Source organism: Nocardioides sp. DN36, from assembly GCF_055380375.1.
The window spans coordinates 1,171,155-1,194,637 of the sequence record NZ_AP043823.1; the positions used below are offsets into that span (position 1 = coordinate 1,171,155).

Here is a 23,483-nt window from a genome sequence, read left to right on the forward strand (position 1 = left end):
TATCTCATGGAATGGGTAAAGAACACTCATGGGAGACATGAAGCAGGCAGCGGAGTCCGTGGGGAGACGGGCCGACAACGATCCGTGGTTCGAGCGAGGCATCCGGTTCGGGTTCGTGGTCTACGGGGTCGTTTACCTCGTCATCGCCTGGCTGGCGCTGCAGCTCGCGCTCGGTGACCAGTCGGGCTCGGCGAGCAGCACCGGCGCCCTGCACAAGCTCGCGAAGAGCTCATTCGGAGCGATCCTCATCTGGTTGGTCGCGATCGGGATGCTCTTCCTGGTCCTGTGGCGCGTGCTCGATGCCGTCATGGGCCACCAGGAGGAGACCGACGACTCCAAGAGGCTGCGCAAGCGGGCCGCGTCCGCCGGCAAGGCGGTGCTCTACGGAGCCATCGCCCTCAGCGCGTTCAAGATCGCCCTCGGTGCCGGGTCGAGCTCGAAGAAGAGCAGCACCGACGACACCACGGCGACGATCATGGGCTGGCCCGGTGGTCAGTTCATCGTCGGGCTGATCGGGCTGGCGATCATCGCGTACGGACTCAACCAGGCCCGGATGGCGTGGACCGAGAAGTTCCGCAAGCACCTGGACGCCGAGGGCAACAGCGGTGAGACGGGCCGGGCCTACATCTCATTCGGGAAGGCCGGCTACATGGCCAAGGGTGTCGCGTTCGCGATCATCGGTGGCCTGTTCTGCTACGCCGCGGTGACGCACGACGCCCAGAAGTCGGGTGGGCTCGACGTGGCCTTGCACAAGGTGCTGCAGCAGCCGTTCGGGCCGTTCCTGCTGGGCCTGATCGCGGTGGGCATCGCCTGCTACGGGCTCTTCTGCTTCGCCCGGGCGCGCCACCTGTCGCGCTGACCGACCCCCGGCCGTTCCCCACGCGTCTGTCAGGGTGGTGGTCGTGAGCAGCGGGGGCGTGGACGTCGTGGTGGTCGGGCTCGGCGCGGGCGGTGAGCTCGCGGCGGCCCGGCTGGCGCAGGCCGGACTCGACGTAGTCGCCGTCGAACGCGACCTCGTCGGGGGCGAGTGCCCGTTCGCGGGCTGCACCCCCTCCAAGCTGGCGATCCGGGCCGCCGGGACCCTCGCCGAGGCGCGGCGGGTCGACGGCCTGGCCGGCAGGGTCGACGTGCGAGCCGACTGGGCGCCCGTGGCGGCCCGGATCCGCGAGGCCAACCACGACTGGGACGACGCCTCCCACGTCCGCCGGTTGCAGGACGCCGGAGTCACCGTCGTCCGCGGCCACGGCCGGCTCGCCGGCCCCGGTCGGGTCGTGGTGGACACGGCCGAGGGCCGGGAGGAGTACGTCGCGAAGCGCGGCGTGGTCCTGGACACCGGCACCGAGCCCGCCGTGCCCCCGGTCGACGGCCTGGAGCACACGCCGTACTGGACGAATCGCGAGGTCGTCCGGCTCACCGAGCTGCCGGAGAGCCTGGTGGTGCTCGGTGGCGGCCCGATCGGCTGCGAGCTCGCGCAGGTGTTCGCGCGGTTCGGCGTCCGGGTGACCCTCGTCGAGGCCGCGGACCGGATCCTGGCATCCGAGGAGCCGGAGACGAGCCGGATCCTGACCGATGCGCTGTGCGCCGACGGGGTCGACGTGCGAGCCGGCACCCGGGTGCACCGGGTCGACCACGACGGCACCTTCCGGCTGCGCACCGACGGCGGCGAGCTGAGCACTGCGGCGCTGCTGGTCGCCACCGGCCGTCGACCGAACCTCGCGGACGTGGGGCTGGAGACGCTCGGCCTCGACCCGGGGGTCGAGCGCCTCGACACCGACGAGCGAATGCGCGCCGGGGAGCGCTTGTGGGCCGTCGGTGACATCACGGGCCGGGGGGAGTACACCCACGTCTCGCTCTACCAGGCCGGGGTGGCGGTGCGCGACCTCCTCGGTGAGGACGGCCCGTGGGCCGGCTACCGGGCCGTCAGCCGGGTCACCTTCACCGACCCCGAGGTGGGGTCCGTGGGGCTGACCGAGCAGCAGGCGAGGGGCCAGGGCCTGCGGGTCCGGGTCGGCCGCGCCGACGTGGCGGGCTCGAGCCGCGGGTGGATCCACGGACCTGGCGGCGCCGGCCACGTGAAGCTGGTCGCCGACGCCGACCGCGAGGTCCTGGTGGGTGCCTCGGCCGTGGGCCCCAGCGGCGGGGAGGTGCTCGGCCTGCTGGCCGCGGCGGTGCACGCCGAGATCCCGCTCGCCACGCTGTGCCGGATGCACTTCGCCTACCCGACGTTCCACCGCGTGGTGCTGGCGGCCCTCGTCGACCTCGACGCCTGAAGAGGTCGTGGTTTCGGTGTGACGCGTGTGGGGCATGGTGCGCCCATGCCGTCCCGCCCCGCGCTCGTCCTCGCCGTGCTCGGCTCGCTGTCGGGCATGCTCCTGGTCTCCGGATGCTCCTCCGACGACGGCCGGGCTGCCGCGGCTCCCGCGACGAGCTCCCCGTCGTCCTCGTCCTCGTCGGACGAGCCGTCGTCCGACTCGTCCCCGGCCGCGAGCTGCGCCGTCCGGGGCTTCCACCCATCGACGAGGATCACGGCCCGACACGCGGAGCCCGCGATCGTCTACGCCTCCAGGCACACCCTGGCCCCGACGAGCAGCATGAGCAGCCCCGACGACGTGGGCGAGCGCCTCGACTACCTGCCGCTCCGGGTCAGGACCACCTCGGCGGGCGGCGCCCGTCCGACCGCCGCCGACCGCCAGTCGATCCTCGCTTCGGCGGGCGGACCCATCGAGGACGGCAGGATCGCAGATGAGGTGCCGCTCCCGTACCGGCTGAGCAACAAGACCGAGGACGAGAACCGCGCCTACCTGGTCTACCGGGGAGCCCTCGCCTGGTCGGGCAGCTGGCGGATGCGGGTCTGCGGCGCGCCCTACAACGACGGCACCACGGTCGCCACGATCTCCGGCACCTACCGGACCATCGGGAAGCTGCTGCCGTCGCGAACCGCGGTCTGCGGGGTGCTGCCGCCCCACCCCGGCCCCATCGCCCGGCACGCGGACGACCGCGCCTGCGAGTGAAACAACGCCCTGCTGGGTAGGACTACCGCGGGACCCCGGTCCCACCGCTCACCCGTCTTTCGGAGGTACCCCCATGAGCCAGTCACCGCAGGACCCGTCGCACCACGCCCCCGCCGGTCAGCGCGCCGACGACCTGTCGGACACCAGCGACCGGCTCTACACCCCCGAGGAGCTCGGCGCGTACGCCGCGGACCAGCAGCCGCGCTCGCCGCAGCCGCCGGCCGCGCCGCCCTCGGTGTACGGCGACCCGCTCACCGACCCGTTGCCGGGGCAGGCGGCGCAGCCGGTGCACCACCACACCAACCCCGGGACCACCCCGGCTCGCCGTCCGGCCCCGCCGTCCGGCCCGCCGCAGGGTCCACCGCAGGGGTCGCCGGCCGGCCAGGCGTGGGGCGCTGCGCCGCAGCCCGCCCCGGCGCCGTGGTCGCCCGAGCGCCAGCAGCCCGTCGCGCCGGCCCAACCGCCGGCCCCGGCCCAACCGCCGGCCCCGACGCAGGCGGCGACCGCCACCGTCGTCGAGCCCGCACCCGCCGACGCGGCGCCGAGCGAGGACGAGCAGGCTGCCGACCCGCGCCGGTTCATGACCGCGACGGACTTCCTGGACCGCCGGGCCGACTCCAAGGAGAACGGCCCCGCGACGTGGGGGTGGCGGGGCACGGTGCGCCGCTGGAGCGGCGGCCTGATCAGTCCGCGGATGGGCCCGGCCGAGGTGGCCTACGAGCAGGACCGCGCGATGATCCAGAAGGACTTCGACGGTCCCCGCACCATCGCCTTCATCAACCCCAAGGGCGGCGCCGCGAAGACCACCGGCGTGCTCGCGGCGGGCTACACCTTCGGCACCGTCCGGGGTGGGGGCGTGGTCGCATGGGACAACAACGAGACCCGTGGCACCCTCGGCATCCGGGGGACCCGCAGCACCCACCGCAACACCACCCGCGAGCTGCTCGAGGACCTCGAGCGCTTCAGCGACGTCTACCAGTCGCGGATCGGCGACCTCGGCGCGTTCGTCCGATCCCAGGGCGACGCGCACTTCGACGTGCTGGCGTCCGACGAGCGGCCCGACGTGACCGGGATGATCAAGGCCCAGGACTTCGACGCGGTGCACAAGCTGCTCGAGCGCTTCTACCGGATCATCCTCGTGGACACCGGCAACAACATGCGCGCGGAGAACTGGCTGGCGGCCGCGGACGCCGCGGACCTGCTGGTCGTGACCAGCACGGTCCGTGAGGACACCGGCTACAGCGGGCTGTGGATGCTCGACGCGCTCCAGGACGCGGGCTACCAGAACCTGAAGTACAAGACCGTGACCGTGCTGTCGGATCCCTCCGCCCAGGTCGACACCAAGCTGGCGAACGACCTCGTCGACGTCTACCAGCAGCGCACCCGCGGGGTCTACCGGGTGCCGTACGACCCGGCGCTCGTGGCCGGCTCGGTGGTGCCCTACGCGCAGCTGTCGGCCAACACCCGGATGCAGTGGCTCAAGGCGTGTGCGGGGATGGCTGCCGCCCTCTGACCGGCAGGGTCGGCGACCGGCGCCCTGTGCTCACTCCTTGGTGGCGCCCCAGCCGTGCCACCGGTCGACCTCCATCCACGCGCTCACGCGCGGGCTCTCGCGGTTGGGGTAGGGGCGGCCGCCGTAGTGCGTGCTCAGCCGGTCGATGTCGACGAGTCCCTCGTCGTCGGTCATCTCGACCACGCGCCCGATCAGGGAGACGTGGTTGTACCAGCTGGACTCGTCGAGCACGGTGAGGGTCAGCCGCGGGTCCCGGCGCAGGTGCTTGAGGCGCACCCGGGTGTGGTCCATGTTGAGGAGCACGCGGTCGTCCTTCTCGAGGAGATACCAGGTGGCGACCGACACCGGCTGACCGTCGGAGCGCAGCGTGCTCACCACGGCCGGGTTGGGCCGGTTCAACAGCTCACGCACGTGGTCGGGAAAGGGCAGCTCGGGCATGGATCCTCCTGGAAGTGGGTTACCCCAACCTAGGGACTCGACACGAAGGAGTGAAACGCATGCGTGCAGTGGTGTACCGCGAGACCGGGCCGTCCTCGGTGCTGGAGGTCGTCGACCGGGAGGTGCCGGAGCCCGGGCCGGGCGAGGTCCGGGTGCGCGTCGTGCGTGCCGGCGTGAACCCGACCGACTGGAAGTTCCGGGCCGGGATGATGACCGGCCACGACGAGGTGACGCCCGGCCAGGACGGTTCCGGTGTGGTCGACGCCGTCGGGGAGGGCGTGGAGGGGCTCGCGGTCGGTGACCGGGTGTGGCTGGTCCTGGCCCAGCACGGCCGTCCGTACGGCTCGGCCGCGGAGCACACCGTCCAGCCGGTGGAGCGGGTCAAGAAGCTGCCCGAAGGGGCGTCGTACGACCTCGGCGCCGGCCTGGGCGTGCCCGCGGTGACCGCGCACCGCGCCCTGACCGCCTCCGACGGCGGCCCCAGCCGTCTCGGCCCCGGGGCGCTGGAGGGCCGCACGGTCCTGGTCGCCGGCGGGGCCGGTGCCGTCGGCAACGCCGCGATCCAGCTGGCCCGCTGGGCCGGTGCCACCGTGATCACGACGGTCAGCAGCGACGAGAAGGCCACGCTCGCCCGGGCTGCGGGTGCCCACCACACCGTGAACTACCGCCAGCAGGACGCCGAGAAGGAGATCCTCGCGCTCGCCCCGGACGGGGTGGACATCGTCGTCGAGGTCGCGCCGGCGCAGAACAACGAGCTCGACCTGGCGGTGACGCGCGTCCGCGGCACCATCGCGATCTACGCCAACAACGGTGGCGACGAGGTCACGCTCTCGGTGCGGGCGACCTTCTCTAGGAACCTGCGCTACCAGTTCGTGCTGCTCTACTCGCTGGGCCGCGACCTCGTCGACGCGGCAGCGGAGGACATCAACGCCGCGGTGGCGGCGGGCGCACTGGACGTGGGGGAGGAGCGGGGCGTGCCGCTGCACCACTACGCGCTCGAGGACCTTGCGCAGGCGCACGACGCCGTCGAGAACGGCGCCGTCGGCAAGGTGCTCGTGGACGTCGGCTGAGCCGGATCGACGCCGGGTGGTCGCCGGGCCGGGGCCGTCAGTCCCGGGTCAGCCGGAACCAGGTGGGTGAGCTGTGACGCAGGGTGGCCGGCAGCCCGGCGACGTCGGCCTCCTCCTCGGAGACGACGTGCCAGCCGGGCAGGGCCCCCAGGAGCGCCTCGCGGTCCCCTCCGTGCTTCCTCGGCCAGCCTCGGGGCTCGGTGCAGAGCACCAGCATGGTCGCGCCCGGACCTGCGAGCATCGTGACGCCCTCACCCCAGGCGGTCCGCTGCGCGTCGCCGAGGCTGTTGAAGCACCCGACGTCGAGGAAGAGGGCGAAGTTCGTGCCGACGCCACAGCCCTGCAGGGAGGTGACGTCGCCGATCACGTAGAGCGTGTCGGAGCTCCCGTGGCTGATCGCGGTGTCCACCGCGCGGCGCACGTTGTCCACGCCCACGGCGTCCCATCCGCGGTCCTGGAGCTCACGCGTGTACTCCCCGGTGCCGCAGCCGAGGTCGAGCACGCGCCCGAACGGCTTGGTCAGCCCCTCCTCCTCGCGTTCCATCAGGTGCTGGAACTGGCCGGCGAGGGCGGCGCCGCTCTTGTCCCACGGGGTGATGCCGAAGCGGTAGGCGAGGGCGAACCTGGTGCTCATCAGCTGGACCCGCTCACGGGGTGTCGGTCGTGCCGGACGGTGTCCTCCCACCGTCCGCCCGTCGGCGCCGGCTGTCTACGGCCGTAGGTCCCGGGCGCTGGTAGGGTCGGTGCCGATCGACATCCTTTAACGAGCCGTCCCGTGAGGCGGAGAAGGAGGTCCGGCACTCGATGCCTGCGCCCAACGCTGTTCCCGAGGCGGCGACCGACGAAGGTCGCACCGTCCTCGACGCCCGTGACATCGGGCGGGCCCTCACCCGCATCTCCCACGAGATCCTCGAGCGCAACAAGGGGGCCTCGGACCTCGTCCTCCTCGGCATCCCCAGCCGGGGCGTCCCGCTCGCCCAGCGGATCGCAGAGCGCATCGCCTCGGTCGAGGGGTACGACGTGCCCGTCGGCTCGCTCGACGTGACGATGTACCGCGACGACCTGCGGATGAAGCCGGCCCGCGCGCTGCTGCCGACGCAGATCCCGCCGGGCGGCATCGACGGCCGCACGGTCGTCCTGGTCGACGACGTGCTGTTCTCCGGCCGCACCATCCGCGCCGCGCTGGACGCGCTCAACGACATCGGCCGCCCGAGGGCGGTCCGGCTCGCCGTGCTGGTCGACCGCGGGCACCGGGAGCTCCCCATCCGCGCCGACTTCGTCGGCAAGAACCTCCCCACCTCGCTCGTGGAGCGGGTGCGGGTCCGCCTGCAGGGCGTGGACGACGTCGACGCGGTGACCATCCAGGGCACCGGCACGGGCGAGGGGGAGGACGCATGAAGCGCCACCTGCTGAGCGCGGCCGACCTCAGCCGCGACGACGCCGAGCTGGTCCTCAAGACCGCCGAGGAGCTGCGCTCGCTCGCGGACCGACCGATCAAGAAGCTGCCCGCGCTGCGCGGCCGCACCGTGGTCAACCTGTTCTTCGAGGACTCCACGCGGACCCGCATCTCCTTCGAGGCCGCCGCCAAGCGGCTCTCGGCCGACGTCATCAACTTCGCCGCCAAGGGCTCCTCGCTCTCCAAGGGCGAGAGCCTCAAGGACACCGCGCTGACCCTCGAGGCGATGGGCGCCGACGCGGTCGTCGTACGCCACTCCGCGAGCGGCGCCCCGCACCGGCTGGCCAACTCGGGCTGGGTGCGTTCGAGCGTGGTCAACGCCGGCGACGGCACCCATGAGCACCCCACGCAGGCACTGCTGGACGCCTTCACCATGTGGCGGCACCTCGGCGCCCTCGACGGGCGCCGGATCGCCATCGTCGGCGACGTGCTGCACAGCCGGGTCGCGCGCTCCAACGCGCTGCTGCTGCGCACGCTGGGCGCGGACGTGACGCTGGTGTCCCCGCCGACGCTGCTGCCGGTCGGCATCGAGAGCTGGCCGGTCGAGACGTCGTACGACCTCGACGCCGTGCTGCCCAAGGCCGACGTGGTGATGATGCTGCGCGTCCAGCGGGAGCGGATGCACGGCGGGTTCTTCCCGACCGCGCGGGAGTACTCCCGCCGCTACGGCCTGGACGGGCGCCGGATGGCGACCCTCCAGGACCACACGATCGTCATGCACCCCGGGCCGATGGTGCGCGGCATGGAGATCACCGCCGACGTCGCCGACTCGGACCGCTCCGTGATCGTCGAGCAGGTCACCAACGGCGTCGCGGTCCGGATGGCCGTCCTGTACCTGCTGCTGGGTGGCAGCGAACCCGCAGTCGGAGGAGAAGAGTGAGCGAGCGAAGCGAGCTCACCAGTCCATACAAGGCGCCATGTGCCTCATGCGCGCACGGAGCGAAGCGAGTAAGCGCATGAGTGACTACCTGATCAAGAACGCCTCGATCCTGGGCGGCGAGCCCACGGACCTGCTGCTCGCCGACGGCGTCGTCCGCGAGATCGGACCTGGGCTGTCGGCCGACGGCGCCGAGGTCGTCGACGCGACCGGACTGGTCGCGCTGCCCGGCCTCGTGGACCTGCACACCCACCTGCGCGAGCCGGGCCGCGAGGACGCCGAGACCGTGGAGTCCGGCACCCTGGCGGCGGCGCTGGGCGGCTTCACCGCCGTGCACGCGATGGCCAACACCGAGCCGGTCGCCGACACCGCGGGCGTCGTCGAGCAGGTCTGGCGGCTGGGCCGCGAGGCGGGGCACTGCGACGTCTACCCGGTCGGTGCCGTGACGGTGGGCCTGCAGGGGGAGCGGCTGGCCGAGCTCGGCGCGATGGCCGACTCGGCTGCCCGGGTCCGCGTCTTCTCCGACGACGGCAAGTGCGTGAGCGACGCGGTGCTGATGCGTCGCGCGCTGGAGTACGTCAAGGCGTTCGACGGCGTCGTGGCCCAGCACGCGCAGGAGCCCCGGCTCACCGAGGGCGCGCAGATGAACGAGGGCGAGCTCTCCGGACGCCTCGGCCTGGCCGGTTGGCCGGCCGTCGCCGAGGAAGCGATCATCGCCCGCGACTGCCTGCTGGCCGCCCACGTCGGCTCCCGCCTGCACGTCTGCCACGTCTCGACCGCGGGCTCCGTGGAGATCGTCCGCTGGGCCAAGTCGAAGGGCTGGGACGTCACCGCCGAGGCGTGCCCCCACCACCTGCTGCTCACCGACGAGCTGGCCGCGACGTACGACCCCATCTACAAGGTCAACCCGCCGCTGCGCTCCGCGACCGACGTCGAGGCGCTGCGGGCCGGCCTGGCCGACGGCACGATCGACATCGTCGCCACCGACCACGCGCCGCACCCGCACGAGGACAAGGACTGCGAGTGGGCGGCCGCCGCGTTCGGCATGCTCGGCCTCGAGACCGCGCTCTCGATCGTCCAGGAGACGATGGTCGACGCCGGGCTTCTCGACTGGGCCGGGGTCGCCGAGCGGATGTCGTACGCACCCGCCCGGATCGGCCGGGTCGCCGACCACGGCCGCCCGATCGAGGTCGGAGAGCCCGCCAACGTGGTGCTCTACGACCCCTCGGTGCGACGCGCGGTCGACGCCTCGGAGACCGCGTCGCTGTCGCGGAACACGCCGTACGCCGGGATGGAGTTGCCGGGCCGCGTGGTGGCGACCTTCCTGCGCGGCCGGGCCACGGTGCTCGACGGCAAGCCGGCCTGACCCCGCGAGGCCCCGCCGGCAGATACCGCGCCTCGGGGATGTCGCGGCGTGCGCGAGGAGCCAGCATGGGCGCATGCGGGGACTGGTGAGGACCTCTGCGGTGGTGATCGCGCTGGTGGTGCTGCAGCTGGGCACGGTCGCCCGCGCCGACACCGTGGTCCGCCATGACCCGGTCGGCGACTCGACCTCGGCCAAGCAGGACATCGTCTCGGTGCGTGTGACCTACGACCGTCGGGTCCGGGTCGCGACGAGGTTCGCGACGCTGCGGCACGGGTCGGTCTTCTTCGCGAACCTCGACCCCGGCCGGCTCCACGCAGGTGGCCAGTTCTCGTTGAAGGCACGGCAGCGCGCCGACGGGACGACCGGTGGCTTCCTCGCGTTCGCGGAGGGTGAGGCGGCAGGGTTCGTCCGGGTCGGGTGTGGAGGGCTGAGGACGTCTTCGGACCGCTCCTCCGACGTGTTGCGGGTGTCGGTGCCCCAGCGGTGCCTGCGTCGGCACGCCCCTCTGCGCAGGGGCGCCTGGGTGCAGGTCCAGACCGGCGCCGGGCGGGACTTCCTGCCCGATCCGCCTGACTCGTTCCGCGTCCCTCGCGGTTGACCGCGCCGACGGATCGGCGCACCCGAAGGCACGCCGGTCCGGCCGCGCAGGCGCCTGCTTCAGGCGCGCTTTCGCGCGGTGAGCAGGAGGTACTCCCACTCCATCGTGCCGTCCGCGCCCAGCGCGTCGTCCCCGAGCGCGGCCAGCTCCCGGTCGAGGGCGGCCACCCGCTCCAGGTCGTCGGCGATGCCCTTGTACGCCACGATGGTGGGGCCGTAGCAGGCCTTGAAGTAGTCACGGAACTCCTCGCCAGTGGCGAACCCGTCGACGGTGAGCGTGCGACGCTCGGCCCCGATCACCTCGACGCGGTCGCCGAAGAGGTCGCGCACGTGCTCCTCGCGTCCCCACAGCGGCGGGGGATGGACCCCGGCCGGCGGCGTGGCGACGTACGGCTTCATGGTCGCGAACATCCGGCCGATGAAGCCCTCCGGCGTCCAGCTGATCAGGCCGATGGTGCCGCCCGGCCGACACGTGCGCACGAGCTCGTCCGCGGCGGCCTGGTGGTGCGGCGCGAACATCACGCCGACGCAGGACAGCACCTTGTCGAAGGTGTGGTCGGCGAACGGCAGCGCCTCCGCGTCGGCCTCACGCCACTCGACCTCGACGCCCTCGGCGGCCGCGAAGGCACGTCCGGCCTCGAACAGCTCGGGCGTCAGGTCGGAGGCGATCACGTGGCCGCCTGCGCGGGCGGCCGGGACGGCGACGTTCCCGGAGCCGGCGGCGACGTCGAGGACCCGGTCGCCCGGGCCGACGTCCGCCGCCATCACGAGCACCGGTCCCAACGACGGGATCACCTCGGACGCGACGGCCGGGTAGTCACCGAGCGCCCACATCGTGCGGTGCCTGGCCTTGAGTGCCCGGTCTGCCTCCAGCTCGGCGGTACTCGTCTGCGTGGTCTGGGTCATGCGTTGCTCCTCGGGTCGGCGGCTCCCTCCTGAGCCGCACTGCTCCCTTCCTATGCCGGCTCGGCGGTGCGGGGGATCCGCAACCGTTGCCCATGTCGGCGCCGCCGGTTGCCCAGATCTGGCTCCGACGACTGCCGATACGCGGCCCCCGGTGTGAGACTGGAGCGGTATCCCGACGGAGGAGGACGGACATGTCCCGTGTGGTGCACTTCGAGATCCAGGCCGATGACGTGGAGCGCGCGAAGTCGTTCTACGCCGCCGTCTTCGACTGGTCCTTCCAGGACTACGGCGAGGTCACCGGCTCGACGTACTGGGGGATCGTGACCGGCCCGGAGGACCAGATGGGCATCAACGGCGGCCTGCTCCAGCGCCCGGCTCCCGCCCCCGCACCCCAGCAGGGGACCAACGCCTTCGTGTGCACCGTGGGTGTCGGTGACTACGACGAGACCGAGCGGCGCATCCTCGCCGCCGGCGGCCAGGTCGCGCTGCCCAAGATGGCACTCACCGGCATGGCGTGGCAGGGGTACTACCTCGACACCGAGGGCAACACCTTCGGCATCCATCAGCCCGACCCCGAGGCGCGGTAGGTCCGCCTCGCCTGAGGATCCTCCCGGCTTCAGACAGCTTCGGGTTGCGGTGGGGGCAGTTACGGGGAGGCGGGCCTCGGTTGCGGCCGGCACCCGGCTTCGGGACTGCTTCGGCGTGCGGCTCTGGCAGCTACGGGGGAGGTGGGCTCAAATCGGGGGTCGGCTCCCGGCTTCGGGGCGTGCGGTTTGGTCACCAACCGCATGGATCCGGGCCGATCTGGTGAGGTCTTTGACCATTCGGGGGTGGTCGGGGTGTGGGTGGGGTTCGCTGGTGTCGGGGTGTGCGGTTTGGTCACCAACCGCATGGATCCGGGCCGATCTGGTGAGGTCTCTGACCACTCGGCGGCCGCCCGGCCACTCCGAAGGGCCTGCCGGGGATCGACAACAACCACCAGCAGAGAACGGCGAAGGACGAGGGTGGCCGACGGGTGTGCCCGCAGCCGCGCATCGCGCGCAAGGAGCGTAGAAGCGCGGCGCGGCGCCGCCAGCGGACGTCGATCGGGAGCAGCCGGGGGCGGCGACGCGGCGAGCCCAGCGACGGCGCGCGATCCGCGGCGGAGGGTACGCAGCGTCAGCACCGAGACGCAGCCCGGGAGAGCCCGGCCACCGCCGGAACGAGCCACCGCCGGAACGAGCCACCGCCGGAACCAGCCACCGCCGGAACCAGCCACCGCCGGAACGAAGCCGGACAAAGCCGCAAGAAACCGGACGCATGACATGCTCCCGACGTGACCTCGGCACTCACCACACGCTGGCTCGATCGATTGCGCCGAGCGGGCCTCACCCCGGGCGGGGTCCTGGGCTCCGGGATGGAGGGCACGGTCGTCGAGCTGGAGGGCGACCGCGTCGCCAAGGTGTGGCACCGCCGCTCCCGCGCGGAGCTGGAGACGCTCACGAGGTTCTACGACGCGGTCGCGGCCGCCGGCCTCGCTCTGCAGACCCCGCGCATCCTCGACGTGCTCGAGCTCGACGGCGCGGTGGCCTCGGTCGAGCCGCGGCTGACCGGCACGCCGCTGTGGGTGGTGGACGGCAGTTCGCCGGACCTGAGGGAGAAGCAGGTGGCAGCGGTCTCGGACGTGCTCGCCGCGCTCGCGGCCGTGGAGACCACGCCTGAGATGGGCATGCTGCCGGTGCTCGAGGACGAGCCCGCCTTCGACACGACGGGTACACCGTTCGCCGACAACCTGGCGTCACTCGTGGAGCGGCGGGTCGAGAGGTTCCGCCGGCCCCTGGAGGCGCACCTGCCCGACCTCGACCGGGTCGCGACGGCCGTCGTCCAACGGCTGCGCGCGCTGGAGCCCGGCACCGACAGCGTTGTCCACGGGGATCTCATCCCGGCCAACATCCTGGTCGACGGGAGCGGGCACCCACGCGCCGTCGTCGACTTCGGCTTCCTGACCACGGTCGGCGACCTTGCGTTCGACGCCGCGATCACCGCGAGCATCTTCGACATGTACGGCCCTCGAGCCGCCCGGACCGAGGGGGTCCTGGATGCCGCCTTCCGCGAGAGGTTCGGTCACGCACCCGAGCGGCTGGCGGTCCACCGGGCGGCGTACGCCCTGGCCACGAGCTGCTGCTTCAGCGCCTCGGGCAGCGACGGTCACTTCGCGTGGTGCGTGCGGATGCTCGAGCGGCGGGACGTCCGCGACGCCCTGGGCGTCTGAGCGGACCCGCTCAGCCGGCGACCCAGCCCAGCTCCCCGGCCCTGCCGACGGCGTCGGTGCGGGTGGCGGCGCCGAGCTTGGCCAGGATGGCGGCGACGTGGTGGTCGACGGTCCGCACCGACAGCACCAGCCGGTCGGCGATCTCGGCGTTCGACAGGCCCTCGGCGACCAGCGAGAGGACGTCGAGCTGGCGCGGGGTGAGCCCGCCGACGTTCGCGCGGGTGGCGGCGGAGGGACCCCGCGGGGCGCGTACGCCGCGGTCGCGCAGCTCCTCGCGGACGCGGGCCGCGAGGGCGACGCCACCCAGCGCGTCCAGCCGACCCAGGCCCTCGAGGACGGTGGTGACGTCGTCGGCGAGGGTCAGCGCCATCGCCTCCTCGTACGGGTAGCCCGCGGTCGACCAGGCGTCAGCCGCGGCGCGCCAGTCCCCGCGCGCGAGCACGGCGTACGGGTGGTCGAGGCCCTCGAGGTCGACAGCGACGCCGGCCAGGGTGAGCCAGTGCCCGAGCTCGGCCCGCCACTCCCGCGAACCGAACCGTTCCGCGTCCGCGTGCACCGGCTCGACGACCGCACGGACGCGGTCGAGGTCTCCGACCAGCCAGGCGAGCTCCGCGACCAGCGCGGCGGCCGGTGCCGTGCGCTGCAGCTCGTCGAGCTGCTGGGCCATCTCCCAGGCCTCCACGACGAACGGGTCCGCGTCACCCCCGGTGCGCAGCGCGGCGCGGCCGAGCACCTGGAGGGCCGCGCAGCGGATCGGTGGTGTGGCGTCGAGCCCGTGGCGGGCGTCGCGCACCGCGTCCTCCCACCGGGCCTGGGCCAGGGCGACCATGCCCTTCTCGACGTGGAGGTACTTCCAGAACACCACCTGCTCGGCCTGCTCGGCGTGGCTGATGCCGGCGGCGACGTGCCGTGCCGCCTCGGCGGGGGAGAGGTCGAGGAGGAGCTGCCAGACCATGTTGCAGTAGGCCCGGCTGGCGTCCTCGCTGAGCCCCTCGCGCAGCGCGACGCTCAGGGCCTCCTCGAGGATCGGCCGCCCGGTGGCCGGGTCGGACTTCCAGCGCGCCGCACCGAGGTTGTTCAGCGCGTGCGAGAGGACCGAGGGGTCCCCGACCTCCCGGGCCAGCACGATCGCGCTCTCGGCGGCGCCGGCAGCCTCCTCGAGGCGTTCGCCGAGCATCGCCAGCTGGGAGATGTTGCTGAGCGCGAGCGCCAGCTCGCGTCGGTCTCCGGCATGCTCCAGCACCCGGACGGCCTCGTCCGCAGCCCGCTCGGCCCCGGCGCGGTCACCGCACCACCAGCTGATCCGGGACAGCCACCGCAGGCTGCTGCCGAGCGCGAGCGCGTCACCGGTCCCGCGGCGCAGCTCGACCGCCTCGCGCTGGTCGGCCAGGGCGCTGCGGCCCTGGTCTCCGACCGTGTAGCACTCGATGGCCGAGGCCTCGAGCAGGTCGGCGAGCTCGGCCGGCCGGAACTGCTCACGCTGGCCCAGCAGCAGGCGCAGGTGCGCGGCTGCCTCCCGGTGGGCGCCGGCGGCGGAGGCGGCCCGCGCGGCGGCCGGGCCGTACCGCACCAGGGCAGGGACGTCGCCGGCCTCGGTCGCGTGGTGGACGAGCTGGGCCGGGTCGGCGTCGATCTCCTCGAAGACCGCGAGTGCCACGGCGTTGAGTGCGGTACGCCGGGTCGCGGGCAGCGCGTCGACGACCGCGCGTCGGGTCAGCTCGTGCCGGAAGGACACCTGACGTGGCTCGACGACGAGCAGCCCGTGCTCCTCGGCGGCAGCGAGCGCGCCCAGCCCGCCGGGGACCAGCGCGTCGACCAGCCGGCGGTCCAGCGTGGACGTGACGACGCTGAGCCGCTCGACCCCGTCCCGCGAGGCATCGTCGAGGCGGTGCAGGCGGGACAGGACCAGGTCGACCACGCTGGAGGGCACCCGCTCGGGCGAGGCGAGGACCTCGTGCACGAGGAAGGGGTTGCCGCCGGTCAGTGAGTGGACCAGCCCCGGGTCGACGCCGGTGCCGGCACTCAGGTCCCGCACCGCGGTCCGGGAGAGCGCGCGCAGCGGCAACCGCTGCACCGACGCCGCGGTGGCCGTCCCGGCGAGCAGCCGACGCAGGGGGTGGCTGCCGTCGACCTCGTCGTCGCGATAGGTGAGCAGCAGGACCGCGGGCAGCTCCGCGACCCGGCGCACCAGGTAGCGCAGCACGTCGAGGGTCGCCTCGTCCGCCCAGTGCGCGTCCTCCACGACCAGCACGGTCGGGTGTCCCGACCAGTCGAGCTCGTCGAGCAGGGCGGCGAAGAGCGCGTCCCGGTCGCCGTGATCGCGTAGCGCCCGGGCCAGGTCAGCGCCCACGCTCCCGGCCAGGTCGCGGATCGGGCCCAGCACCCGCGGCGTGGCCAGGTCGTCGCAGTGCCCGACCAGCACGCGCCCGTCGGGCGGCAGCGCCCGGCGCAGCTCGCGGACCAGGCTGGACTTGCCGATGCCGGCCTCACCCGAGACAAGGACCACCGACCCCGATCCCGCCGCGGCCCGCCGGGCGGCGTCGGCCAACGTCGCCATCTCGGTCTCACGCTCGAGCACCCGGCCCTCGGACACGCCTCGATGGTACGGCCGGCCCCGCTGGTAGGGTCGGTCCAGCTCTGCATCCTTTAACGATCCGTCCCGTGAGGCGGAGAAGGAGGTACGGCGTGCCACCGCATGCCCCCGCACACCCCGCGTCCACCCGGCCCTCGCGCCGCTCCGCGGTCCTCGTCCTCGAGGACGGACGCATCTTCCACGGCGAGGCCTACGGCGCCGAGGGCGAGACCTTCGGCGAAGCGGTCTTCAACACCGGCATGACCGGCTACCAGGAGACGCTGACCGACCCGTCGTACCACCGCCAGGTCGTGGTGATGACCTCGCCGCACGTCGGCAACACCGGCATCAACGACGAGGACCTCGAGTCCCGGCGCATCTGGGTCGCCGGCTACGTCGTCCGGGACCCTGCCCGGGTGCCGTCGAGCTGGCGCTCGCGGCGCAGCCTCGACGACGAGCTGCGCGAGCAGGGCGTCGTCGGCATCTCCGGCATCGACACCCGCGCCCTGACCCGGCACCTGCGCGAGCGCGGGGCGATGCGGGTCGGCATCTCCTCGACCGGCACCGACCCCTCGGTGCTGCTCGAGCGGGTGCGGTCCTCGGCCACGATGGCCGGGTCCGAGCTCGCCGGCGAGGTGTCCACCGAGGAGGCCTACGTCGTCCCGGCCGTCGGCGAGAAGCGCTTCACCGTCGCGGCCCTCGACCTCGGCATCAAGGGGATGACCCCCGCACTGATGGCCGAGCGCGGGATCGAGGTGCACGTGCTGCCCGCGACCTCGACCCTCGACGACGTGCTCGCCGTGCAGCCCGACGCGCTCTTCTTCTCCAACGGACCCGGTGACCCGGCGGCCACGACCGGCCAGGTCGAGCTGCTGCGCGGCGCCCTCGAGCGCGACCTGCCCTACTTCGGGATCTGCTTCGGCAACCAGCTGTTCGGTCGCGCGCTCGGCTTCGGCACCTACAAGCTGAAGTACGGCCACCGCGGCATCAACCAGCCGGTGATGGACCGCACGACCGGCAAGGTCGAGGTCACCGCGCACAACCACGGGTTCGCCGTGGACGCTCCGCTCGACCGGGCGACCGAGACGCCGTACGGCGTGGCCACGGTGAGCCACGTCTGCCTGAACGACGACGTCGTCGAGGGGCTCGAGCTCCGCTCGCCCGAGGGGAGGTTGAAGAGCTTCTCCGTGCAGTACCACCCCGAGGCCGCCGCCGGGCCGCACGACGCGGCGTACCTCTTCGACCGGTTCTGCGACCTCATCGGCTCGACCCACGGACAGGAGGCCTGAGATGCCCAAGCGTGATGACATCAAGTCCGTGCTGGTGATCGGCTCCGGCCCGATCATCATCGGCCAGGCCTGCGAGTTCGACTACTCCGGCACCCAGGCCTGCCGCGTGCTCAAGGCCGAGGGGATCCGGGTCGTCCTGGTGAACTCCAACCCGGCCACGATCATGACCGACCCGGAGTTCGCCGACGCGACGTACGTCGAGCCGATCACGCCCGAGTTCGTCGAGAAGGTGATCGCCAAGGAGCGCCCCGACGCCCTGCTCCCGACCCTGGGCGGCCAGACCGCGCTGAACGCCGCGATCGCGCTGCACGAGCGCGGCATCCTGGAGAAGTACGGCGTGGAGATGATCGGCGCCAGCTTCGACGCGATCCACCGCGGTGAGAACCGCGAGCTGTTCAACGCGATCGTGGAGAAGGTGGGCGGCGAGGTCGCCCGCAGCTTCGTCTGCCACTCGCTCGACGACTGCGAGAAGGCCGTCGCCGAGCTCGGCTACCCGGTCGTGGTCCGACCCTCCTTCACCATGGGCGGCACCGGCTCGGGCATCGCGTTCGACGAGTCCGACCTCGAGCGGATCGCCGGCGCCGGGCTCGCGGCCAGCCCGACCACCGAGGTGCTCCTCGAGGAGTCGATCATCGGCTGGAAGGAGTACGAGCTGGAGGTGATGCGCGACAAGGCCGACAACGTCGTCATCGTCTGCTCGATCGAGAACCTCGACCCGATGGGCGTGCACACCGGCGACTCGATCACGGTCGCCCCCGCGATGACGCTCACCGACCGCGAGTACCAACACCTGCGCGACCTCGCGATCGGCATCATCCGCGAGGTCGGCGTCGACACCGGCGGCTGCAACATCCAGTACGCCGTGAACCCGGCAGACGGCCGCGTGATCGTCATCGAGATGAACCCGCGGGTGTCCCGGTCCTCCGCGCTGGCGTCGAAGGCCACCGGCTTCCCGATCGCGAAGATCGCGGCCAAGGTGGCGGTCGGCTACACGCTCGACGAGATCCCCAACGACATCACGACCCGCGAGGACGGCTCCAGCACCCCGGCGGCCTTCGAGCCGACGCTCGACTACGTCGTCGTGAAGGTGCCGCGCTTCGCGTTCGAGAAGTTCCCGGGCGCCGACCCGATGCTGACCACCCACATGAAGTCGGTGGGTGAGGCGATGGCGATCGGCCGCAACTTCACCGAGGCGCTGCAGAAGGCGCTGCGTTCCCTGGAGAGCAGGAGCGCCGTCTTCGACTGGACCCACGAGTGGGTGGATCTCGACAAGGCGGCCCTGCTCGAGGAGATCCGGACGCCGCACGACGGCCGGCTGAAGAAGGTCATGGACGCGCTGCGGGCCGGGGCGAGCCCCGAGGAGATCTTCGAGGCCACGCGCATCGACCCGTGGTTCGTCGACCAGCTGCTGCTGATCAACGAGGTGGCCGCGGAGATCTCGGCCTCGCCCGAGCTCACCCCCGAGGTGCTGCGCCGGGCCAAGCGGCACGGCTTCTCCGACGCCCAGATCGGCAAGATCAGGGACATGAGCGCCGACGTCGTCCGCGGCGTCCGGCACGCCCTCGGGATCCGCCCGGTCTACAAGACCGTGGACACCTGCGCCGCCGAGTTCGCCGCAGCCACGCCGTACCACTACTCCTCCTACGACGAGGAGAGCGAGGTCCGCCCCCGCGAGAAGGAGGCGGTGATCATCCTCGGCTCCGGTCCGAACCGGATCGGCCAGGGCATCGAGTTCGACTACTCGTGCGTCCACGCCAGCCTGGCCCTCGCCGAGGCGGGCTACGAGACGATCATGGTCAACTGCAACCCCGAGACCGTCTCGACCGACTACGACACCTCCGACCGTCTCTACTTCGAGCCGCTCACCCTCGAGGACGTGCTCGAGATCGTGCACGCCGAGCGGCAGGCCGGCCCGATCGCCGGCGTGATCTGCCAGCTGGGCGGGCAGACGCCGCTCGGCCTGGCCAAGGGGCTGCAGGAGGCCGGGGTCCCGATCGTCGGCACGTCCCCGGACGCCATCCACCTCGCCGAGGAGCGCGGCGCCTTCGGGCGGGTCCTCGCCGAGGCGGGCCTCCCGGCGCCGAAGCACGGCATGGCGACCAGCTTCGGCGACGCGCAGCGGATCGCCGCCGAGATCGGCTACCCGGTGCTGGTGCGGCCGTCGTACGTCCTGGGCGGGCGGGGCATGGAGATCGTCTACGACGACGCCGCGCTCGAGGGCTACATCGACCGGGCCACCGAGATCAGCCCGGAGCACCCGGTGCTGGTCGACCGGTTCATCGACGACGCCGTCGAGATCGACGTCGACGCGATCTTCGACGGCGAGGAGCTCTTCCTGGGCGGCGTGATGGAGCACATCGAGGAGGCCGGCATCCACTCCGGGGACTCCTCGTGCGCCCTGCCCCCGATCACGCTGGGTGCGGTGGAGATCCAGCGGATCCGCGAGGCCACCGAAGCGATCGCCCGTGGAGTGGGCGTGCGCGGCCTGCTGAACATCCAGTACGCCCTCGGCTCCGACGTGCTCTACGTCCTCGAGGCCAACCCCCGGGCCAGCCGGACCGTGCCGTTCGTCTCCAAGGCCACCGCGACGCCGCTGGCCAAGGCGGCGGCGCGGGTGATGCTGGGCGAGTCGGTCGCGCAGCTGCGCCGCGCCGGCGTCCTCCCCGCGGAGGGCGACGGTGGCACGCTGCCGGTCGACCAGCCGATCGCGGTCAAGGAGGCCGTGATGCCGTTCAACCGGTTCCGCACCCCCGACGGCGCCCAGGTCGACACCGTGCTCGGCCCGGAGATGAAGTCCACCGGCGAGGTGATGGGGCTCGACGCCGACTTCGGCACCGCGTTCGCCAAGGCCCAGGCCGCGGCGTTCGGGACGCTGCCCCTGGCCACGAAGGAGGGGGGCGCCCGGGTCTTCGTGAGCATGGCCAACCGCGACAAGCGGCACATGATCTTCCCGATCAAGGTGCTCGCCGACCACGGCTTCGAGATCCTCGCCACCCAGGGCACCGCCGAGGTGCTGCGCCGCAACGGCGTCCGGGCGTCGGTGGTGCGCAAGCACTTCGAGGGCGAGGGGCCGGACGGCGAGAAGACGACCGTCGGGATGATCCTGGCCGGCGAGATCGACCTGGTCATCAACACCCCGCACGGCTCCACGGGCGGCGGGTCTGCGCGGCTCGACGGCTACGAGATCCGGACCGCCGCGATCATGGCCAACATCCCGTGCATCACCACCGTCCAGGGGCTCGGTGCCGCGGTGCAGGGGATCGAGGCCACCGAACGCGGTGAGATCGGTGTCCGCAGCCTGCAGGACTGGGCGCTGCGGCGCACGGCCGGCCCGACCACGGACGCGTCGGCCGCGGACGGGACGCCTGCGTGAAGCCGTACCACCTCCTGTTCGACCACGTCCTGACCCGGACCGACCCGGAGCGCGCGCACCACGCCGCGTTCCGGGCGATCCGGGCCGCCGAGCCGCTCACCCGTCGCGTCCTCGACGCCGACCTGTCGCGGCTTCGCGCGGTACGACGTCGACCCGTCGCGGCCTCACCGGTCGAGGCGATGGGGCTGACCTTCCCCAACGTGCTGGGGATGGCCGCAGGCTTCGACAAGAACGCGGTCGGCATCGACGCCCTGGCGGCGCTCGGCTTCGGCCACGTCGAGGTCGGCACGGTCACCGGCGAGGCCCAGCCGGGCAACCCGAGGCCGCGGCTCTTCCGGTTGCCCGCGGACCGGGCGATCGTCAACCGGATGGGCTTCAACAACGACGGCGCCGAGGTCGTGGCCCGCCGGCTCGCCGAGCGTGAGCGCGCGGCCGGGCGACGGGGCGACGTGGTGCTCGGGGTGAACATCGGCAAGACCAAGGTGGTGCCCGAGGACGACGAGGCCGCGGTGCTCGCCGACTACGGGAAGAGCGCCCGGCTGCTCGCGCCGTACGCCCACTACCTGGTCGTCAACGTCAGCTCGCCGAACACCCCCGGGCTGCGGAACCTGCAGGCGGTCGAGCGGCTGCGGCCGCTGCTGGAGCACGTGCGCCGCACCGCCGACGAGGTGACCACCCACCGGGTCCCGCTGCTGGTCAAGATCGCGCCCGACCTCAGCGACGACGACGTGCTCGCGGTCGCGGACCTGGCGCTCGCCACCGGGCTGGACGGCATCATCGCCACCAACACCACGATCTCCCGCGACGGGCTGCGAACGCCGGGCGACGAGGTCGAGCGGGTCGGCGCCGGCGGCCTGTCGGGCCAGCCGCTGACCGGGCGCTCGCTGGACGTGCTGCGGCTGCTCCGCGGCCGGGTGGGACCCGACCTGGCGCTGGTCGGGGTCGGGGGCATCACCAGCGTCGAGGACGCCCGGGCCCGGCTCGACGCGGGCGCCACCCTGCTCCAGGGCTACACGGCCTTCGTCTACGAGGGCCCCCTGTGGCCGCGCCGGATCCTCACCGGGGTGGCGGGGTGACCGCGACCCCGATCACCCGTCCCGGGCCGGTGCACGTCACCGGCGAGCTGCTGGCGACGAAGAGGATCGGGGCCTACCACCACCTCACGCTCGTCGCGCCCGGGGTCGCCGAGGGGTTCCGCCCCGGCAACTTCGTCGCGCGGTCGGTGAACGAGTCCCGACTGGCCCGGCGGGCGTTCTGGATCCACCGGGTCAGGCCCGTCGGCGGCTACGGCGCCGCCCTCGAGGTGGTCGTCGAGGCCACCGGACCCGGCACCACCTGGCTGACCCGGCTGCCCGCGGGCTCCCGCCTCGAGGTGACCGGACCGCTCGGCAGGCCCTTCTCGCTGCCGAAGGAGCCGGTCGGCTGCCTGCTCGTGGGGGAGGGGTACGCCGCCGCACCCCTCTTCCCGCTCGCCGAGCGGCTGCGCGAGCGCGACTGCGCTGTCACCCTGCTGATCGCCGGCGCCGACGAGGCGCACCTGCTCTCCGCGCTCGAGGCCCGCCGCTCCGCGCGCGCCGTGACCGTGGTGACCGGCGACGGGTCGGTGGGTCGACGGGGCGAGGTCACCGACGCGATCGACGACGTGCTCGCCCGTTCCGGCGCCGAGGTCGTCTACGCCGCCGGGCCGGCCCGCACCCTGCACGCGGTGGCCGCGGCCGCCGAGGCCCACGGTGCGTGGAGCCAGACCGCCCTCGAGCGTCCCCTCACCTGCGCCACCGGGCTGTGCCAGGGCTGTGTGGTGCCGGTCGTGGGCGAGGCCGGTGTGGCCCGGTCGGCCCGCGTCTGCTCCGACGGCCCGGTGCTGCGCGGTGACCGGGTGCGCTGGACCGAGCTGGAGGAGATCGGGTGAGCGTCGAGCTGGCCGGGCTCCGGCTGACCGGACCGGTGCTGGTCGCCTCCGGGTGCGGCGGCACCGGCCGCGAGCTGGCGGCGTACTCCCCCCTCGCCGAGCTGGGCGGCTTCGTCACCCGCTCGATCACCCTGAACCCGCGCGCCGGCGGGCCGCAGCCGCGGATCGTGGAGACGCCGTCGGGCCTGGTGCACGCGGTGGGGCTGCAGAACCCCGGCCTCGAGGGCTTCCTCGCCACCGAGCTCCCGTGGCTGGCGCAGCAGGGGACCCGGGTCGTGGTCTCCGTCGCCGGCAGCTCGCTGGGGCAGTACGCCGAGCTGGCGCGGCGCCTCGGCGGCTCGCCGGGAGTGTCGGCGATCGAGGTCAACCTCTCCTCGCCGGACGCCCCGTCGACCGGGGTCTTCGATGTCCGCGAGCCGTTCCACGCGGCGAGCGTCGTGGCCGCGGTCCACCGCGACCTGCCCCGCGGGGTGCCCGTGCTGGCCAAGCTGCGCACGGACGTGGTGCGGGTCGTCGAGAGCGCCCGCACGGTGCTGGACGCCGGTGCGGCCGCGGTGGTGATCGGCAACGCGCTCCCGGCCGCGATGCCCGACGGTCGCCAGGCCGGGCTCAGCGGACCCGCGATCCTGCCGGTGGCGCTGCGCTGCGTCGCCGAGGTCTGCGCGGACCTGCCCGACGCCCACGTGGTGGCCTCGGGTGGCATCACGACCGTCGACGATGCCCGCAGCTTCCTCGCTGCCGGGGCCCGCGCGGTCCAGGTCGGCGCGGCGCTGCTCCACGACCCCACCACCGCCCACCGGTTGGCCGCCGACCTGCGCGAGCCCGCCACCACGCATTCAGCCACCACCCACTGAG

20 protein-coding genes are annotated in these 23,483 nt (G+C 73.0%); 16 read left to right on the top strand and 4 right to left on the bottom strand.

Annotated features, from left to right (window positions below; genetic code table 11):
- Positions 1 to 37 precede the first annotated feature (37 nt).
- The 4 genes from ACZ43H_RS06565 to ACZ43H_RS06580 all read left to right on the top strand — a co-directional run bounded on the left by ACZ43H_RS06565 (position 38) and on the right by ACZ43H_RS06580 (position 4,524).
- Positions 38 to 859 carry a DUF1206 domain-containing protein gene (locus ACZ43H_RS06565; protein WP_464588727.1) on the top strand — a complete coding sequence of 274 codons (822 nt, stop codon included), beginning with the start codon at positions 38 to 40 and terminating at the stop codon, positions 857 to 859.
- A gap of 43 nt (positions 860 to 902) precedes the next feature.
- Positions 903 to 2,270, top strand: coding sequence for a dihydrolipoyl dehydrogenase family protein (locus tag ACZ43H_RS06570; protein WP_464588729.1), 1,368 nt, complete (start codon positions 903 to 905; stop codon positions 2,268 to 2,270).
- A 45-nt stretch (positions 2,271 to 2,315) separates the two neighbouring features.
- Positions 2,316 to 3,011, top strand: coding sequence for a hypothetical protein (locus tag ACZ43H_RS06575; RefSeq protein WP_464588731.1), 696 nt, complete (start codon positions 2,316 to 2,318; stop codon positions 3,009 to 3,011).
- A gap of 73 nt (positions 3,012 to 3,084) precedes the next feature.
- On the top strand, positions 3,085 to 4,524 hold the full coding sequence (locus ACZ43H_RS06580) for a MinD/ParA family ATP-binding protein (protein WP_464588733.1): 1,440 nt from the start codon (positions 3,085 to 3,087) through the stop codon (positions 4,522 to 4,524).
- A gap of 30 nt (positions 4,525 to 4,554) precedes the next feature.
- On the opposite strand, the gene ACZ43H_RS06585 is transcribed toward ACZ43H_RS06580, so the two are convergent.
- On the bottom strand, positions 4,555 to 4,962 hold the full coding sequence (locus tag ACZ43H_RS06585) for a PPOX class F420-dependent oxidoreductase (RefSeq protein ID WP_464588735.1): 408 nt from the start codon (positions 4,960 to 4,962) through the stop codon (positions 4,555 to 4,557).
- Positions 4,963 to 5,021: 59 nt separating this feature from the next.
- Between ACZ43H_RS06585 and ACZ43H_RS06590 the strand changes: the two genes are divergently transcribed.
- Complete coding sequence (locus ACZ43H_RS06590; protein WP_464588737.1) at positions 5,022 to 6,032, top strand: NADPH:quinone reductase; 1,011 nt, start codon at positions 5,022 to 5,024, stop codon at positions 6,030 to 6,032.
- Positions 6,033 to 6,069: 37 nt separating this feature from the next.
- Here ACZ43H_RS06590 and ACZ43H_RS06595 read toward each other — a convergent pair whose 3' ends face one another.
- Positions 6,070 to 6,666, bottom strand: a complete 597-nt coding sequence (locus ACZ43H_RS06595; RefSeq protein ID WP_464588738.1) for a class I SAM-dependent methyltransferase — start codon at positions 6,664 to 6,666, stop codon at positions 6,070 to 6,072.
- A 170-nt stretch (positions 6,667 to 6,836) separates the two neighbouring features.
- On the opposite strand from ACZ43H_RS06595, the gene pyrR reads away from it, so the two are divergent.
- From pyrR to ACZ43H_RS06615, 4 genes are all read left to right on the top strand, one after another.
- Positions 6,837 to 7,430 carry a bifunctional pyr operon transcriptional regulator/uracil phosphoribosyltransferase PyrR gene (pyrR, locus tag ACZ43H_RS06600; RefSeq protein WP_464588740.1) on the top strand — a complete coding sequence of 198 codons (594 nt, stop codon included), beginning with the start codon at positions 6,837 to 6,839 and terminating at the stop codon, positions 7,428 to 7,430.
- Positions 7,427 to 8,368 carry an aspartate carbamoyltransferase catalytic subunit gene (locus tag ACZ43H_RS06605; protein WP_464588741.1) on the top strand — a complete coding sequence of 314 codons (942 nt, stop codon included), beginning with the start codon at positions 7,427 to 7,429 and terminating at the stop codon, positions 8,366 to 8,368. The genes pyrR and ACZ43H_RS06605 overlap by 4 nt, the downstream gene beginning before the upstream one ends.
- A 76-nt stretch (positions 8,369 to 8,444) precedes the next feature.
- Positions 8,445 to 9,731, top strand: a complete 1,287-nt coding sequence (locus ACZ43H_RS06610; protein WP_464588743.1) for a dihydroorotase — start codon at positions 8,445 to 8,447, stop codon at positions 9,729 to 9,731.
- A 73-nt stretch (positions 9,732 to 9,804) separates the two neighbouring features.
- Positions 9,805 to 10,329, top strand: coding sequence for a hypothetical protein (locus ACZ43H_RS06615; RefSeq protein ID WP_464588745.1), 525 nt, complete (start codon positions 9,805 to 9,807; stop codon positions 10,327 to 10,329).
- A 59-nt stretch (positions 10,330 to 10,388) separates the two neighbouring features.
- Here ACZ43H_RS06615 and ACZ43H_RS06620 read toward each other — a convergent pair whose 3' ends face one another.
- Positions 10,389 to 11,234, bottom strand: a complete 846-nt coding sequence (locus tag ACZ43H_RS06620) for a class I SAM-dependent methyltransferase (protein ID WP_464588746.1) — start codon at positions 11,232 to 11,234, stop codon at positions 10,389 to 10,391.
- 191 nt (positions 11,235 to 11,425) lie between these two features.
- Between ACZ43H_RS06620 and ACZ43H_RS06625 the strand changes: the two genes are divergently transcribed.
- Positions 11,426 to 11,821, top strand: coding sequence for a VOC family protein (locus ACZ43H_RS06625; RefSeq protein ID WP_464588747.1), 396 nt, complete (start codon positions 11,426 to 11,428; stop codon positions 11,819 to 11,821).
- A gap of 728 nt (positions 11,822 to 12,549) precedes the next feature.
- On the top strand, positions 12,550 to 13,485 hold the full coding sequence (locus tag ACZ43H_RS06630; protein WP_464588748.1) for an aminoglycoside phosphotransferase family protein: 936 nt from the start codon (positions 12,550 to 12,552) through the stop codon (positions 13,483 to 13,485).
- A gap of 10 nt (positions 13,486 to 13,495) precedes the next feature.
- Here the strand turns inward: ACZ43H_RS06630 and ACZ43H_RS06635 are convergent, their stop codons facing one another.
- Complete coding sequence (locus tag ACZ43H_RS06635) at positions 13,496 to 16,078, bottom strand: ATP-binding protein (RefSeq protein ID WP_464588750.1); 2,583 nt, start codon at positions 16,076 to 16,078, stop codon at positions 13,496 to 13,498.
- Between the two features lie 92 nt (positions 16,079 to 16,170).
- Between ACZ43H_RS06635 and carA the strand changes: the two genes are divergently transcribed.
- Genes carA through ACZ43H_RS06660 form a run of 5 tightly spaced genes read left to right on the top strand, consistent with a single transcriptional unit; the run spans position 16,171 to position 23,482 of the window.
- On the top strand, positions 16,171 to 17,346 hold the full coding sequence (carA, locus tag ACZ43H_RS06640; protein ID WP_464588752.1) for a glutamine-hydrolyzing carbamoyl-phosphate synthase small subunit: 1,176 nt from the start codon (positions 16,171 to 16,173) through the stop codon (positions 17,344 to 17,346).
- A 1-nt stretch (position 17,347) separates the two neighbouring features.
- Complete coding sequence (gene carB / locus ACZ43H_RS06645) at positions 17,348 to 20,719, top strand: carbamoyl-phosphate synthase large subunit (RefSeq protein ID WP_464588754.1); 3,372 nt, start codon at positions 17,348 to 17,350, stop codon at positions 20,717 to 20,719.
- Positions 20,716 to 21,795, top strand: coding sequence for a quinone-dependent dihydroorotate dehydrogenase (locus ACZ43H_RS06650; RefSeq protein WP_464588756.1), 1,080 nt, complete (start codon positions 20,716 to 20,718; stop codon positions 21,793 to 21,795). The genes carB and ACZ43H_RS06650 overlap by 4 nt, the downstream gene beginning before the upstream one ends.
- Positions 21,792 to 22,628, top strand: coding sequence for an iron-sulfur cluster-binding protein (locus ACZ43H_RS06655; RefSeq protein ID WP_464588758.1), 837 nt, complete (start codon positions 21,792 to 21,794; stop codon positions 22,626 to 22,628). Before ACZ43H_RS06650 ends, ACZ43H_RS06655 begins: the two co-directional genes overlap by 4 nt.
- On the top strand, positions 22,625 to 23,482 hold the full coding sequence (locus tag ACZ43H_RS06660; RefSeq protein ID WP_464588760.1) for a tRNA-dihydrouridine synthase: 858 nt from the start codon (positions 22,625 to 22,627) through the stop codon (positions 23,480 to 23,482). The genes ACZ43H_RS06655 and ACZ43H_RS06660 overlap by 4 nt, the downstream gene beginning before the upstream one ends.
- Position 23,483: the final 1 nt, after the last annotated feature.